Source organism: Candidatus Hartigia pinicola, assembly GCA_020541205.1.
GTDB classification, from domain to species: Bacteria; Pseudomonadota; Gammaproteobacteria; order Enterobacterales; family Enterobacteriaceae; genus Hartigia; species Hartigia pinicola.
In genome coordinates this window covers 1,220,401-1,237,985 of record CP048208.1, presented here as the reverse complement: position 1 = coordinate 1,237,985, position 17,585 = coordinate 1,220,401, and the positions used below count along the sequence as shown (strand labels likewise).

Genomic DNA, 17,585 nt, shown 5'->3' with positions numbered 1-17,585 from the left:
CATCAGTGAATGTAAAGTATATAGAATTAAATAATTCTAGCAAGAATTTTTATATTTTATTTTAATCGAATGAAAAATGTATTGAATTATATAAAATACTATTTTATAAGCAACATATCCTAGAGTTTTTCAAATTTGTTAGTGAATATATTGACTTTTTTCCAATCTGTATATTCTACTGTAGTTTTTAGATCAGTGGGCCCATTAGTTATTTTCATAATAAAACAAATCATTATTTTATCAAACCAATTATAACGTGGATAATACAGTGCTCCTGAAAATACTGTCTTTAATGTTGGTTTCCATGGACTTTTTTTTAAGAATTTTCGTGTATAAGAATTTGTTTCTATTATATTTTCTTCTTTTTTCTCTTTTTTTCTTGCTATGAGATTTACACTAAAGAAAGCAGATTTCATTGCATTTAATTGAGAGTGATGCATTTTTGAAAATCTCAATAATGATTTATTAAAGTGCCCATAACGAATAGAAGCACCAACTAAAATTTTATCATAATTTAATAAGTTTAGATTGTTTTCTGTATTCAAATTTTTAATATCGCATCGGTGTCCTAATTTTTTTAATTGTTCAGAAATTTTTAAAATTATTTTTTTAGTGTGACCATGAGTACTTGAATATAAAAGTAGATAACTCATTCTTAATCCTGTACGTCTAATCTCGCCAGAAGGTTGGGGTGAATAATACTAAGAGTGTAAAAATTTCAAGACGACCAAATAACATTGTTACGACAAGAATCCATTTTCCAGTGTTGTTCATAGATGTAAAATTATCAGAAAAAGTTCCTAAACCAGGGCCTAAATTATTTAAGGTAGTCCCTATAGCAGAAAAAGCAGAAAATTCATCAACACCTGTAGCAATTAATAGCAATAAGCTAATAATAAATACTAGCGCATATGCTGAAAAAAAACCCCAAACAGCTTGAATAATCCGCTCTGGTAATATTCTTTGTCCTAGCTTAATAGCATAAACCGCATTAGGATGGACTAATCTTTTTAATTCACGAGAGCCTTGAAGAAATAATAATAAAATTCGAATAACCTTTAAGCCTCCGCCTGTTGATCCAGCACAACCCCCTACAAAAGCAGTACATAAAAGCAATATAGGTAAAAATAATGGCCAGCCTGAAAAACTGTCTATGGTAAAACCCGCTGTTGTCGCCATTGAAACAACATGAAAAAATGCTTGGTGTAGTGTTTGTTCAAAAGTAATGTATATTGAATAATAAAGCAAAACGAGTATGCATATAAGAATCAATGCTAAGTGAAAACTTATAAAAACCTTAAATTCAGGGTCTCTCCAGTAAATTTTTAAGCTACGACCTGTTAGTAATGCAAAGTGTAAACTAAAGTTGCAACTTGAGATAATTAAAAAAAATGCAATGATGATATCAATCGTTGAGTTGTTAAAATAACCAATACTAGCATTATGAGTTGAAAAACCACCAATAGCTATTGTTGAAAAACTATGTGAAATTGCATCAAATACATCCATTCCAGCGATCCACAAAAGAATAGCACAAAGAATAGTTAATAAGACATAAATAAGCCAGAGTATTTTTGCTGTTTCAGCAATACGTGGACGCATTTTATTATCTTTGAGTGGTCCGGGTATTTCAGCGCGATAAAGCTGCATTCCTCCAACACCCAACAACGGAAGTATAGCAACAGCTAGAACAATAATCCCCATACCACCGAGCCACTGTAACATTTGTCGATAAAATAAAATTGATTTAGGAAGTGTATCTAAGACAGTTAAAGTTGTCGCACCTGTTGTTGTGAGCCCCGAAAATGATTCAAAAAATGCATCCGTAATAGAAAGATTTAATTTTTCAGAAAAAATAAAAGGCAATGCTCCTACACTGCCAAGGACAGTCCAGAATAAAACAACAATTAAAAAACCTTCTTTTGCTTTGAGTTCATGCCTATCATTACGAGTTGGTATCCATAAAAACAAGCCTATTACTAAAGCAGTAAAAAATGTTTGACTAAAAGCTTGTCCAGAACCATCATGGTAAATTAATGCTAAAATTCCGGGAACAACTATAGTAAAAGAAAAGATTATAACGAGCAGGCCGACAATACGGGTTATTGCACGAAAATGCATTCGGCTAATTCCTTGCTAACCATATAGACTATATGTAGGGTTGAGAGGTATGAGCATAGATATTGATTATTAAAGCTTATCCTCTTGGCTCAATGTCATATAATTTGTCATTGATCTTTTATGTATCGGAAGCAGGGATAGTAATATATAAACTATTTTTTTATGATAATCAATGTGCACTATTGTCCATCAACCTATGATGCTATTACTAAATAGTACTAATAAAATTTCATTATATCTTAAATAGAAGATATAATGGATACTTGAATGTATCTTTGATAGCAGTTTATAACTTCTTGAGCGTTATGTTTGTCAACTCTGAACATGCCATTTAGTACTAGATACTTTTCTGCGAAATAGCACATTATAAAAAATGTATGGCTATTAAATGTCTTCTTAAGTTTCTAGGAGTTATAATAAGTTTTTCTGTATTATCTTTTAGCGTTTTATTTCTTTAAAAGAAAATGTTTAGGAATTTTAGAATGTTTTGTAACAATTATCAAAATCATCTACTGCTACTGATAGTAGGCTATTTATTTTTGATAATTTGGATGTACATTTTTATAAACAACCACTGTAGTGGTCTGTTTCTTTAACTCTTAGAGAGATTTTATTCTTTCCGTAAAAAATATGTGAAGGAGAAACAAAATACTGTTTCATCATATTAGTTATAATATCTTACTGCGATTTTTGATTTGATCATAATAAATTATTATGTAATTTTTGATATAAATACTTTTATTCAATGTAAATCACTTATACTTCACTTAGTGAAGTATATTAAATAGATTATTTATATTTTACAAAAATACAAGAAAATAATAATATAAAATATTTTACTATCTATAGTAATTATCATTACTGTTGCTAACATTTACATGCAATGAATATATAGATATTTTTTGCAATTAGATTTTTATATTAATTGTCTGTCAAACCTTTTCAATCATTCATTAAAATTTTGTATAAATTTTTTTCTTTATTCAGAAAAGCATAATATAATATATAGTTTTGACATAGATTTTAGTAATTATCTTAATTATGTGAAGAGAGTATTTTTTAAATAAATTAATGATTTATAGTTTATTTTTACATAAAAATTATTATAACACAACTATTTTATTACATTAATTGATGTCAATTTTTCTTATTTAGGTTGACAGGTGGTATTATAGTATCACTTGTATTTTGTATTATAATATTATTTTGTTATATCTGTTGCACAATTGACGTGCAATTCACTTATATTAATAAAAACCACACAATTTACTTACTGTTTGTCATTTTTATTTAATTTAATGTAAAATTTGTCAAGTTTTATTAAGTGTGATAATTTTTACATAAAGAAAGCTCTCTTATGATGTATACTACATATAAATCATTTATACATTTTATTTAAAATTTTATATAACATAAAATGTATATACACTGCTATTTTTATACTGAATGCATAAAATATATTTTATATTATAATGTTTTATCATGATAACACTAACTTTAGTTGAAGTATTTATATTTTTATTAGAAAATTTTTCTAAAGATTTATTTTTACATACAAAAATTAAAGTGAAAATTTATTTTAATTATTTTAAGGTAATAAACAAGAATAATCTATAAAGATATCAACTACAGTTAAATATATATATATTTTTTTGAGTTTCTTTATGTTTAGCTATATTTTCTATCATTTTAACGACAGTTAGCAAGCGTAATATCTTGTATTATATTAAGATATAGCGTTAATTATGTGTAGTTATTTTCATGATGTTTCCTGCGCATCACACACACTATAGATGAATACTGAGCGTATTTATCGAAATATGTCGTTTGAAATAATAAACTTTTCTATTCAAATTATATGTTGTTTATGATCAATATCTGTTTTTTAATGTTTTTCATTGATGATTCTAAGTATCTCTAGTGCTTTTGGCCAGTACGAATACACATATGTCCCAACTAGATTGTTTTAATCTTTCCTCAATAGTCTAAGTATTTTTATAACTTTTCTCTATCTACAAGTTCTTACGGTAATAGATGCTTTTTTTTGAGAATATATTTAGTAGTAGTGTATTATTAGTATGCTAATTTTAAGCATATATAGAGATACTCACCATATATCGCATATAGAAAAATTTCTTATCATAGTTGTATTTTTGAATACTGATAATGAAAATATAATTAATTGAATACTTTAACTAATATTATTGCTGTTGATTTTGAATATTATTATGTATGAATATTGCATTAATTTTAAGAAAATCTCATGTACTTGTTAAATTATTAGATAACTATAACTGTTTTTTATTAATATTGAAAGTTTACTAATTATATAGTAGTAGCGTATTCATTAAATTGTTCAAAAACAAATTTTTTATGTGAGAATTAAGGAGGAGCACTAAAAGACTAAGTTCATACTAAGCTTTTTTGTTATATTAAATTGCTTGATTATGAATGGTGGAAAGTAAAATATATTGGAATAATTACGGTTTATATATATCTATAAAATGGTAGCAATTAATTGTAATGATTCTCATCATTGAAATTATAACTAATTTATTATTTTATTAGCATATAAAATATACTCAATTATCGAATACATACAAATTACATACCACTTTCAGTTAAAATATTCGGTCATTATTAATAAAAGTTAAGTATAAATATTTTATCACAGTAATATCATGCGCTTTTAAATAAAATAATTTTATTATCCGATATACTGTATTTTGATTGTTATGATTACTATGTTATAGTGAGTAAAGTAAGACAATATCAACATTTACTAAAGTAAAAAACTATATAATAATTTAGTGTGATTTCATTTTTTCTACATATGACTTTATGTATGATAAAGTGGTTACTTAGCTTTATTTTGTTGCCACCACTTAGCTAAGATTATGCCTGTTGCTACAGAGACATTAAGGCTTTCCACCTTTTTTGTCCCACTTATATATATACTTAAGTTACCTTTATTCCAAAGATTATTGCTTACACCGTTATGTTCTTGACCAACAATCAATACCATTTTTTTAGGTAATATTGCTGTAGCAATATCTTGGGTACCTTTATAACTCGATGTTGTTACTATAATATAGCCAGCGTGATGAAATTGATTTAATGTTATATTGAACCCATCAGCATTAATAGCTTTGATATATTCAGAACCACCTTCGGCAGTTCGCATTGCAGCACCAGATTCTAACATTACCGTATCTTGTAAAATAACACCTTCTACGTTAAAGTGTGCACAGCTACGTATGATACCCCCTAAGTTATGAGGATTGGTAATATCTTCTAATGCTAGGACGCAATCTGTAGCTGATGCTTGTTGTAAATATGTTTTTGCATCTATACTATTACGTTTTTTAATTATAAAACATACACCGCCATGGTGCTTAGTCCCTGACACCTTATTCATTTCTTCTAAAGCAACAACATGATAAGCTTTTCGATTTACAGCCATCCATTTTAAAGTATTACTAAAACGTGGCGTCACTGGTTGTAAAAACCAAGCACGCACAATTGCATTAGAACGATTCTTAAATATCGCTTGACAAGAATTTTCTCCGTAAATACGAGTTTCTTCTAAACGTTGTTTACATAATTTTTTTTGGTTAATTTGACTGTTATCTGAACTACTATTATGATTATTAATTAATGTTTTATTATTTTGTTTTAAGATTGTGCGGTAATGAAAAATTTGAAGGAGTGTGTTGTTTTTGTAGTTATTCTGACTGCTATCATGCTCATTTAGATTAGTATCTTTTGTATCATTTAGATTATTATGATACTTATTATCGTATTGACTTTTCCGTTTTTTGTTATTCTGACTTTTATTACGAGTAAACATTACTTTTATTTTATTGTTTTTAGTATTTACAGTATGAAATTTTTTCATTGCTACCTCTATTAAAATATGGTGCAAAGATTATGGAAACTTTTCTTTCTATATTGCTGATTAATAAGAATATTATATTGCTTAATCCTACATTTAATTTCAGATAGTTTAATAATCAGTTAAAGTTTATTGATCGGGCTAAAAAGTTATTTATGTGTTCTAATAGTTACGTGAGTATTTTTTATGTAATAATAAAATCATTAATAGTAATTGCATAAATTTTAGGATTTTACCTAAGCATACGTCATGACGTTTTAACATTGAGTAATATTTTATAGTGAACCTATTTTATATTCAATAATTGAATGCTTAAAAGTTATCTTGAAAAGATCTAATTTATTTCGTGTGTTATTTCAATATATGTGTAAATATATAATTTGTAAATATTTAGCTTATATAGTTAATATGTTTCTAACATGTTAGTTAAATATGTAACGTATTTTCTGTAACATCTAAAAGATATTAAGGTGTTTTATATTTGTAATATTAATTTTGATATAAAATGTTATATGTATTATAGTTTTTAGAACTTTATTCGTATTCTTGATTTTTTTGTATGTATTACAATTATAAAAATTATGTTAGCGTTTCCAACTATTGCTTATGTGGATTTTCTATCTAGATATTATTACATCCTACTCTAGGAGTAGTTTAGTTATATTTCTCATGGTTTTTCTTTACAGTATGTAAATATTTCATAGCATCATATACTATGACATTATTTATGGGTACACGCGACACGTATAGATAGTTTTGACACTATATAGTTGTGCGTAAAATTGTTAATGCACGCTGATTTTTTTAAGGTTTTTCGTTTTCAGCTATTCAGAAACTAGAATTCAAGTTATTTAACTATTTTTAAATAATATTTTTAGTTTACTATTTATTTTGATTACAATACATAAGAGAATTATCTTAAAAACACTCTAAACAAGTCTTGAAAAGTTCATTAAACAATAAAGATCTAAAATCTAATAGATATTTACAATAGAAAAAAATGTACTTTAAATAAAAGTGGAGAACTAAAAATATTATTAATTTAGATGTGATCTATCTCCATACAAAATTTATGACATTTAACAGGAATTTTTATGTATCAAGATTTGATCCGTATTGAATTATTAGAAGCTGTTGATACGTTGGAGAAATTCCTAAATGATGACATCAATCTCGAAGTAACTGAGCAGGCGGCAGTATTACTAGCAGATTCTTTTAAAGCAGGTGGTAAAGTATTATCTTGTGGTAATGGTGGTTCTCATTGTGATGCAATGCACTTTGCTGAAGAATTAACGGGGCGTTATCGTGAAAATCGCCCTGGTTATCCTGCAATTGCTATTTCTGATGTTAGTTATTTGTCTTGTGTTAGTAATGATTTTGGTTATGAATATGTTTTTTCGCGTTTTATTGAATCTTTGGGGAAAGCAGGTGATGTACTTTTTAGTATATCCACATCAGGTAACTCAAGTAATATTATTAAAGCAATTCGTGCGGCACGTAAAATAGGTATGAAAGTGATTACTTTAACCGGTAATGATGGTGGTAAGATGGCGAATAGTTCGGACATTGAAATTCGTGTACCATATTTTGGTTATGCTGATCGTATTCAGGAGATGCATATTAAAGTGATTCATATTTTGATTCAGTTGATTGAAAAAGAGATGGCCAGTACATTTCACAATCTTAAAGAGTCTAATAATCTGTAAATTATTAAATATAAAGTAGTTATTCATTTACTAATATTTATTCTAGTTTTAGAATCTCTGTAGTATCGTGTAGATTAACTTCAGATCATCAAAACTAAGTATAAGCATTTAAAAGCAGGTATTGAAATACTTTAATAGTTTTTTATAGTTTAGGAAACTTCTATTTACAAATAATATGTTATGATGATGTAGTATGTTTAAAAAATATATTATCAGAGATTTCTATCAAAAAATAAACTAAATTTTACTGCGTGAAATTATATTAAGCGTATTCAGTATTTTTAGTAAAAGACTATTAATAGATTGATTCATGTTTGATAAAACTTGCAAATAAAATCAATCATGAAATTAATATGAATATGTAAACTTATATAGCTAGTTTTTTAGTTAGTTTAGCAGGTATATTTCAACAAATTGAGTCAATACTTTAAAAAGCGAAATATAATTTTATACCCTTATTTTGAATAAGGTAATTTTTCAAAGTAATACAAAACCTTTTTTTATTAACATAAGTTACAATTATGTTACCAGCAGTAGTAGGGCGTATTGATTCAAATATGATTTTTTAAATAAAAAATTCTTCACATACCAAGAGCGATGAATCACGAAGTAGCATTAATCTTACTCCTCGAGATATGTCTTATTTTAATAAGATTAAGGAAAATAATTACATTTACAAGATTCTGAGGAAAGTTGTATTTATGTGTATTACAGTGCTGAGCTTTAAGTTCATTCTATTATTTTGTAGTTAGTGCTAAGTTACATAAATTACTATATGTTCTGTTTTAATAGACTATTGCACTTATTGATGTTCTAGTTTTTATGTGGTTTGTGGTACACATTAATGTCCATGACGCAAGAAGCATCCTTAAATACATGTATCTTAGAAATTTATTCAAGTTTAATACTTTAAATCTAAAGTAATGGAGATTAATATTTTAATGCATATCGCGAGAGATTTTAAAGTATTGTTTAAGAACACTAAAAGTTAAATTTATAATGTCGATAATAATTACAAAATAAACGTCTTATACATTAAGCTATGAGCTAAATTCATATCTATTTGTGACCAAGTATACAGTGTTTTAGAAAAGTATTCTCTGTTGTGCGTTAATGATTTGTTGGCTCATGCTATCACTTATTATGTATGTCAGTAATAGTTATCTGAATCTTAACAAGAATATTACATAATGGGATATGAATCTTTTTTTGTGATATATTAGAAGGTATTTTATATTCTTTTTGTGAGAATTGTGATGAATACCAATCTTAATTGGATTAATAAGGATTTTTAATTTAAATAATATTCATCAATATTATTGCTTATATTATTTATTTAGAAAATGGTTACACCGAATATAAAATAATAATCTAAGTAATTTTCATTTCTAGAGCACGGGGGTATGATCGAGTTCAGTCAGAACTTACTAAATAATTAAAGAAGTATAAATATTTAAAAATACGTATGAGTACAAAAACTACACCGTATCTATATGCGCGATTATAATTAAAGTAAATATTATTCTTAAGTTAATTACTGTTTTATTTTATAATAGTATAATTACATATATTAAAAATATGACTCAATGACTCAAATATTATGTTATGTATTTTGGCGGTTTAGATTTTAAAGTATTATTTGTATGCACTTCAACTAAGTAAACAGAAAATTAATAACACTTATTATTTATCGTATCATTAACATATATATGTTATCTGCATCATTATTTTCTTTAATTATTTGAACAATACTATTTATTTATCTTATTTTATACTTGATTTCTTAGATTATGTAAGGTTATAATAAAATCTTATAATTCAATATCCTTTTTAATAACGTTATATTTTGTAATAACACATTCTAATGAAAAATTTTATTGTTCTCAATTGATATATTGAGATACGTTTCTTCATTAAAAAAGTTATAATTTGATATTTCTATCTGATGTACGCTTCTTAAGTATAATTAAATTAAGAAATTATTTAAAAAGTGAAGAAAGATATTTGAATCAATTAGTATGCATTATTAATTTATAATACTTTCTTTCGAATATTTTTAGTTTATGACTATATGAATATATATATAATTAGTCATGATTCTAAAAAATTTTCTTTTTTAGTAAGAATAAGATTTCTTCATATTATAACAAACATGTTTATTCAAATTGATCAGCTTGCTATTATTAGTGGACAAAATTATATAAAGAATTTTTATTATTGTTCTCTAATTTATCTATCACTTCATGTAAGATTAATAATCTGTTAAATCTATATAAGTTCTATGATCATGTTTACATGATATATCAATTTAGTGATAGAGTTGTTAGAATGGAGATGTTTTCTTGCTCATTGTACGCAAGAAGTTATTCACTGTTTTTCTGTGCGACAAAAATGTAATAAAACTCATTAGCTAGCGTGAAAGTAGCATTAAATATCTCTTATATTTTATTTACATGCATTGATATTGTCTATTTAATTTGATGTTACATTTGATAATGTGATGTTATATAAACACTTAATTAAAAATTATTTAAGCGCTTTTTAGTAACCGATACTTAGTGTTTTTATTATAAATATCTAGGATAAATTGAGAATTAACCGGACTGTATAATTACTCTAAACATATTTTTATTTTATAGCTCTTATTGTATAATTTGTATTTATATATTTGATGTTTGTTTTTTATAAACATAATACGCCGTTGGCGTTATAACTATTTTAATACTAATATTTATCTCATTAATTTTTACGCCTATTTTAACAAAGTTACACTCTATTTTAATGGTTTTTAAAAGTTTTGCATAGTGATATATAGATTACTTATAGTTTTTTATTGCAGAGTATCGTATGTTTCAATTATTTTCAGAACATTCAACCAAAATCGTCCATTAAACACTATCTATATATTCAGAATTAATTAATTAAATATTTTCAATTAATACCGAATTATAAGGTTGTCTTATTTTAATAAGATACAAAATATTTTTTAAAAATATTCTGAATAGTATCTATTTTGATATTAATAAACTAAGCATAGTTTATTAACAATATATTTTCTTTTATTATTGAAGTAGATAAATTGAAATGATAAAGTATAGTAATCAGTTGAACAGTTCAATCTGTCACACATGCAATAATAACAATAGTCTCTTGCAATATTAAGGCATATATCACTTTGATATAAAGTTCTACAATAAAAATTAGATGCGGGGCTTCGTAAGACGTCGTTTTTAAAAAACAAGTAGAAGAGTATTAGAGAGCATATACGCAGAATACTACTACAATGCGCGGACGATAATACCAGAAATTGTCGTGATTATTTCATTATCATTTATACGAAGTATGATTTAAGTATTAAAAATTGAAAATACAATTACGTCAATGGTATAAAGGATTAAAATAATTAGAGAAAGTATTGCAACATAGGTGTGATCCATATAATTTCCATAGCAGCGTGTACAAGGGTAGAAATGTACTTAAGGTTTTTAATCAACTTAATGGTTAATGACGTAGCAACACATTACGAATAAAACCACCACTAATAGTACTTTCTGATACTACAATTATGATATTGAATGGATGTATTTTGACGATGAACTTGAAGAGTGCTAGCCATGACGTCTACTTTAATGTCATTGATGTAAAATTCTGGATAATATTATCCATCTATTGAATATAAACAGCGATTTCTAAAAAGTGATTTTTCTGTAAAAATTTTTAATTGAGATTACTAAAGATTTATAACATAAATTAATTAAAGTCATTGAATAATAAATTTAAAAAATTTTAAGGATAACAGATCGAATGATAACTTTTCTTCTAAGTATTTTTAAGTCATTTATAATAGAGGAGAACATATAAGTTATCGTGTAAAATTAATATCGTTACTTCTCATATACAGTCTATATTATTATGTTATTATTAATAAGCCTGCATTTCTTGATACGTAATTTCAATATGATTTTTATGATTTCACAGGTATTTGTATCGTAGTGAATATAATATAACATTGTTTAATTACATTCATGAATATAAATATAATTTATTTTATATTTTTTAAACTTCACTGAGTGTGAAAATCATGTTGATGTATTTAGATACAATAGTAAATGATTAAGTTTTACTTATCATAATTATTTTATAATAATTCTTTTCTTTAAAAATAATATTCATCTAGATTGATATTATTAATTTGTTTTTATAAGAAATAAATAAATATTAAATTTACAAGTGATCAATGTAATTAATAATAGTTATTATTGTTATCATGTGATTACTTACATAATTTTATCGCTAGTTTTAGGTACAAATAATATTGGTTTCACTTTTTTCAAACAGTGCGCATCGGATCGAGATGTGTGATAAGGGATAAAAATAACAAAAAAGAGCTTTTTCTTATGTGATTGATATTTTAAATGTAAATAAATAAATTTTAATTGAAACTTATCATATTAATTTTTATAAAAATATTAAAGATTTAATGTTATTAGGTGAGTAGTATTTAAAAATATTCATTAAGGATCATTTCTTACATATAATATTAAATAAAAATATTTTATAGTATATTTACATTTGAAACATCTTAGGCTATACAATAATGCATACATTAATCTTAGTTTCATTTCTTATTTTATAGTAAATGAATCGCTATTTTCATGAAATATAATAATGGTGTTTAAAGCTATAATTAATGGAAATTAACGATAAATCTATTCAATAAATTATATATAAAATACCGACAAGTCTTAATTAGATTAGAATATTAGAGAATATAAATATTTGTCGATAATAGTATGACCTTCTGCCAAATTGGTCTAAAAAAGTAAAAATTAAAAAAGTAATACCTACGGATTTCTTGAACTAATAAAACCTATTATTACAGGTAAGGCTCTATTTTTTGTTTAATGATTGTTACGTTGCTTACAGGCGTGATAGTATATAAACATAGCACTTCAGTAATCTAACCTATGAGTCTTTAAGATGTATTTGAGTAAGAGTTATTTTTCTTTCCGTATGTATTGTTTTTCAAAATAAAAGTACTAAAACCGAGTGTATTTTTTATGATATATCAATCAAAAGGTTAATAATGATTATTTTATATTTAATATTTTTATCTTAAGTCATTAATTGTTTAAAGTAGTAGAGATGCAAGATTAATGCAAAAATTTAACTATTCAGTGTAGTCTGATTTAACTAATTCTAGATCCTGATTATTTAAACTAAAAGTGTCTTCAGATCCTCGTTTATCTTTAATTGTATAATTTTCTAAAGAAATAAAAAATCACAAAAAGTCTTCAACGAAGTTTGGCATGATACAACTATTGACGATTAGCTCTTACGATAATATTATTCAATAATAAATTGATAAATATAAATTTTTTAATCTTTAATTAAAGAGTAAATGTTTTATGCAGTAATATTTTTTGTAGATATTTATTTGAACATATCTTGAATAGATCGCTGATTAGGTTTTAAAGTAAATTAAATAGTTAGATTTTTTAATACAAGGAATATTTTAGAAGTATTTGCAGCTAAGTTTTAAGTACATATTTGTGATATAATTACTATAAAATTTCATTTGTATCTTTTAGCTTAATAGTATTCAAAGTATTGTTATAAATCAATTTTTTACTCTTAATTTTATTAAGATTTTATTAAGCATCAATCAATTTCTGATCTAGATTTCTTTAATGTTTAGCTTACATGATAATCATTAGAGTGTTATAGCCTACTGTAGCTATCCATAAGTAAAACTGTCATATGTATCTAAAATCTATTAATACAATGATCTGTGAATATTAGTTATGATTTGGCAAATGATAATAGTGTCAAACACTAGTTATTTGCTAAAATATGCTTAGATATAAAGTTGATTTCTGTTGTTTACATAATTTCTTCAATACTTATGTTTTTTGTAGTTTTTATAAATAAGAGTTGTGATAAAGTAAGTTAATATTCTGTCCTCTCTATTATTATTTCTATTTTCAACTAGTTGTATGGTAACGTATCTAATTGTTAGAAAAATTACATTAGTGTTAAGTGTATTTTTGTTACGTTTTAATATACAAACTGATTGAGAAAAACAGTAGGGCTAATTTAACTTATCAATTTTCTACGCAGTACATCTTAATTTTTTTTGGAATCTTCCTTATTTTTATACTCTTGAGTTTTTATTTTTTAATCCTGTACATATAGAATGACAATAAAAATATTTATATGCTAATTCGAGATAATTCTAATTTTTAAATCACTTTTAACTCTTCTAAAGTTTTACGCAATATTTACGTAGAGCATGATCGTAATAGTTGCATAATAGTCGAAGTAACATTTCCTCAAGATATGTGTGTAGATTTTATAGTTATGAAGTTCAGAGATGAATCTTCACTTTATTGCAAAGACTTTTATAAATTTATTTGTTGTTGGCGTGTATATTTTAGATGTACTATAATTTAGTTGTTGTATTAAAAGTTAATATTAAATTTAGAATTATAATTTTTAGTTTTTTAATTTAAATACTTTATTTAATACATGATTTTATTGAACAAGTTATAATTCATCTTGTGTATTGTTTAGTTTTATCAGAAGCATTTTTTATTAAGTGTTAATATTATTATGCTAATATACAAAATAGACAAATAATCATTAAGTTAACAGTATGCATTAGTATACAGCCTGATACATTCAATATGTTAAAACATTGTTTATTTATTCTTACTATTAGAAACGGATAGAATAGTTAATAAAGTTGAGATTTAGTGATATACAATAGCAGAGTTTTTAATTGTTTTATTTTATTTAAGGTATCTTTAAAATTAATGATAATTCAGTATAAACCTATTAATTTTTCAAAAGAAGATGTTCATTTCATTACAAGATTAATTGAAGAAAATTAATGAGTTTACTGACTGAGTGTATGTTAAACACGTGTTAAATAGCGAATAAAAGATCGTTAATGTATTTGAATATATTCGTATAACTAGAAATAATATAAATTTCCGAGATGAGCATAAATATAAAAAATTAATTTAGGAACTTTTACATTTTTAAGGAGTTATTCTATGAAAAACAGAATAAGACATATTTAAGTGGATGCAATAAATTACTATTTGATTCCATGAAAGCTAATTTGTATTTATATAGAAACAGTAATGATTTTTCAATAATGATGGAATATTTTTAAGTTTGTATTATGAGTACTAGCAGGTGCTATCTGTGATATAATTTTAAGCATACAATGATGAACATTAACTATTTTTGATATTATTAAAATATACGCCTAGTGTTATTATTTTATTAAATATCATTTTAATATCTTTTAGTAAACATGTGATAACTTCGGTGAAGTTAATTAAATTGTTAATACAGTTTTGTTAAACGATGTGTGCCTCAATGTTTTAAGCAGAAATCATCGCGATTGTTTGATCCTGACACAAGGAAGTACATACTGATTATATATGATAACGTCTAGGGTTCGTTTAGAATTTTCTAAATATACAGAAAATAAATCAATTTAATTAAATTTATAAAAGTAATGAGCTGTTGTTTTTAAATACAATAATGTTTTATTAATGTAGATAGACGCCGATATTGTAGATATTTTATCAGAATATAACATTGTGAAGTAACGAGATAAGCAAGTATTATAATCACGAATACTAACAGACCTGATGAAATCATTAATAGATTACAGTGTAAATAGTGCATTCTGATATTATCAACTAAGATTGTTAGATTTAAATTATATTAGAAGATGCTATGTTTTAATTTAATAGGAATTAATAATGAAAACAATAATTTATAAAAATTTTCATTTTGAAGCGGCGCATAAGTTACCTTCTGTTCCAGAAGGACATCAATGTGGACGTCTCCATGGCCATTCTTTTATGATTTGTTTAGAATTTATAGGTGAAGTAAATAAAACTACTGGTTGGTTAATGGATTTCTCCGAAATCAAGAGGGCTTTTCAACCAATTTTAAATCAACTCGATCATTGTTATTTAAATGATATTGATGGCCTTGAAAACCCAACAAGTGAAGTTTTAGCAAGCTGGATTTGGTATCAAACTAAACCTCTTTTACCATTATTAAGTGCGGTAACGGTCAAAGAAACGTGTAATACAGGTTGCATCTATAGAGGTGAATGAGAATTATTATTGATATACCGTGTTGGTCACGGTGTATTAAGCGATATTTAAATACTTATGCGTTTGAATAGAAAGTCTCCAGTTTCGCGCAATACAAGTTTCAATACAAAGCTTAGTTGCCGATTTTTTCTGGCTAATAGGTTGTAATGCAATAACGGGTAGTATTTTTTTTGTTCGTTTTTTAAGTAGTATGTCTAGTTCTTCAATATCTCTCTTTCTTGCGACTGGGTGTTTAACTTCGTTAGCTCGATTGATTGATTTAGTTAATACCTGACACCCTCCTTTCATACCGATTTTAGGGGATAGTGTTACCCACGTTTTACTAGAGCATTGAATGGGATAAGTTCCACTGGTTTCGATCTGACAGTAATATCCTTGGGATTCAAATGCACTTGTTAATGGTATTAAATTATAAATACATGGTTCTCCTCCAGTAATTACAATATGTTTTGCCATATAACCTTGTGTTTTTAAAAAATATGTTAGAGTATTTATATCTGATAGGGCCCAAGTGTCCATGTTTAAATTTTTTAATACGACATCATCTAAAGTAGTTTTTTTATTAATGTTTTTCTCCCAAGTGTATTTTGTGTCACACCAACTACATTGAACTGGGCAACCTTGTAATCGAATGAAAATAGCGGGAACACCACTGAAAAAACCTTCCCCTTGCAATGTTTGAAAAATTTCATTAATTGGGTATTTCATAACTCTCTCTAGTATGAGTAGCTTAATTTATATTATATATTTATTATACTTTAAGTTCATCTAGGATATATAAATGACTTTATAAGCGAGCATATCATTATAATAAGCAAGACTTATAATTGAAGATATGAGAAGAATATATATTATAGATATATCTCTGAAACATTGCTCTTTAAAGCATTCTATTCATTTTAAATTGAATGAAATCATACAAAATTATAAAAATCGCAATTATATCCAGTAAGTTCATTTTAGCATACAAGGCTATATAAATATAGTCAAAATATCAACTCAAAAATAGCTTATAGATGTTCGTTTTATGACTGTAATAATTAGTAAATGATACACGGTTCTTTTATAGATTTTAAATTTTAAAATCAAAACTTTTAGCATTGCAGTTTTTATTGTTTATATTATAGTTTATTGAAACGGTTCTTATGTTTATGCATCTTAAAATCTATTGAGATTTTTTAAAATATAATTATTTTATATATTTTCTATAAGTAATGTAAAATTTTAAAAATAATATTAATTGAAAATATATCAATAGATTCAATCTTGATTTTCAGTATATAAAATTCATGTCTTCTTGACGAATTGATATGTATGAGTTATTTTTATATTTATATTTTTTAACATGACTTGTTAATAGCATATCTTCGTTTGTGATTTTCTTACTAAGAATACAGAAAATTTACCGTATTTAACTTTTCAGAAATTACACTTTTTAGAAAAAGAATGTCATCTTACTAGATTAAGGGTGAGAAAATATAGTTAGAAGTCTGCATTAGAAGTATTCGAAACATTAATAATGCTTTGTTTATTATTAATTTATAAATTATTAATAATATAATCATAACTCTATAATAAATTGCAATGTGAGTAAAATAGTATCAAACGACATATTATGAGAGATATTTAAGTTCAGGCAATATGAGGTGTAGAAAAATGCACTAATTGTTTGTAGGTTTTATAAAAAGTTATTTTTATATAAAATATATATTAACGAAT

At 25.2% G+C, this 17,585-nt stretch carries 6 protein-coding genes; 2 read left to right on the top strand and 4 right to left on the bottom strand.

Annotated features, from left to right (window positions below; all coding sequences use genetic code 11):
* Nucleotides 1-119: 119 nt before the first annotated feature.
* The 3 genes from hemG to GFV14_RS02295 all read right to left on the bottom strand — a co-directional run bounded on the left by hemG (nucleotide 120) and on the right by GFV14_RS02295 (nucleotide 6,019).
* Nucleotides 120-653 (bottom strand): menaquinone-dependent protoporphyrinogen IX dehydrogenase, encoded by a 534-nt coding sequence (gene hemG / locus GFV14_RS02305; RefSeq protein ID WP_457914067.1) that lies wholly within the window; start codon nucleotides 651-653, stop codon nucleotides 120-122.
* 16 nt (nucleotides 654-669) lie between these two features.
* A complete protein-coding gene (trkH, locus tag GFV14_RS02300) occupies nucleotides 670-2,121 on the bottom strand; it encodes a Trk system potassium transporter TrkH (protein ID WP_457914066.1) in 1,452 nt (483 codons plus the stop codon).
* A 2,857-nt stretch (nucleotides 2,122-4,978) separates the two neighbouring features.
* Complete coding sequence (locus tag GFV14_RS02295) at nucleotides 4,979-6,019, bottom strand: tRNA/rRNA methyltransferase (RefSeq protein WP_457914065.1); 1,041 nt, start codon at nucleotides 6,017-6,019, stop codon at nucleotides 4,979-4,981.
* Nucleotides 6,020-7,110: 1,091 nt separating this feature from the next.
* Here GFV14_RS02295 and lpcA point away from each other — a divergent pair.
* Together lpcA and queD are read left to right on the top strand one after the other, a co-directional pair.
* The gene (lpcA, locus tag GFV14_RS02290) at nucleotides 7,111-7,722 is read left to right on the top strand and encodes a D-sedoheptulose 7-phosphate isomerase (RefSeq protein ID WP_457914064.1); all 612 of its coding nucleotides are present in this window, start codon (nucleotides 7,111-7,113) and stop codon (nucleotides 7,720-7,722) included.
* Nucleotides 7,723-15,503: 7,781 nt separating this feature from the next.
* Nucleotides 15,504-15,866, top strand: a complete 363-nt coding sequence (gene queD, locus GFV14_RS02285; RefSeq protein ID WP_457914063.1) for a 6-carboxytetrahydropterin synthase QueD — start codon at nucleotides 15,504-15,506, stop codon at nucleotides 15,864-15,866.
* Between the two features lie 36 nt (nucleotides 15,867-15,902).
* Here queD and queE read toward each other — a convergent pair whose 3' ends face one another.
* Complete coding sequence (queE, locus tag GFV14_RS02280; RefSeq protein WP_457914062.1) at nucleotides 15,903-16,574, bottom strand: 7-carboxy-7-deazaguanine synthase QueE; 672 nt, start codon at nucleotides 16,572-16,574, stop codon at nucleotides 15,903-15,905.
* Nucleotides 16,575-17,585: the final 1,011 nt, after the last annotated feature.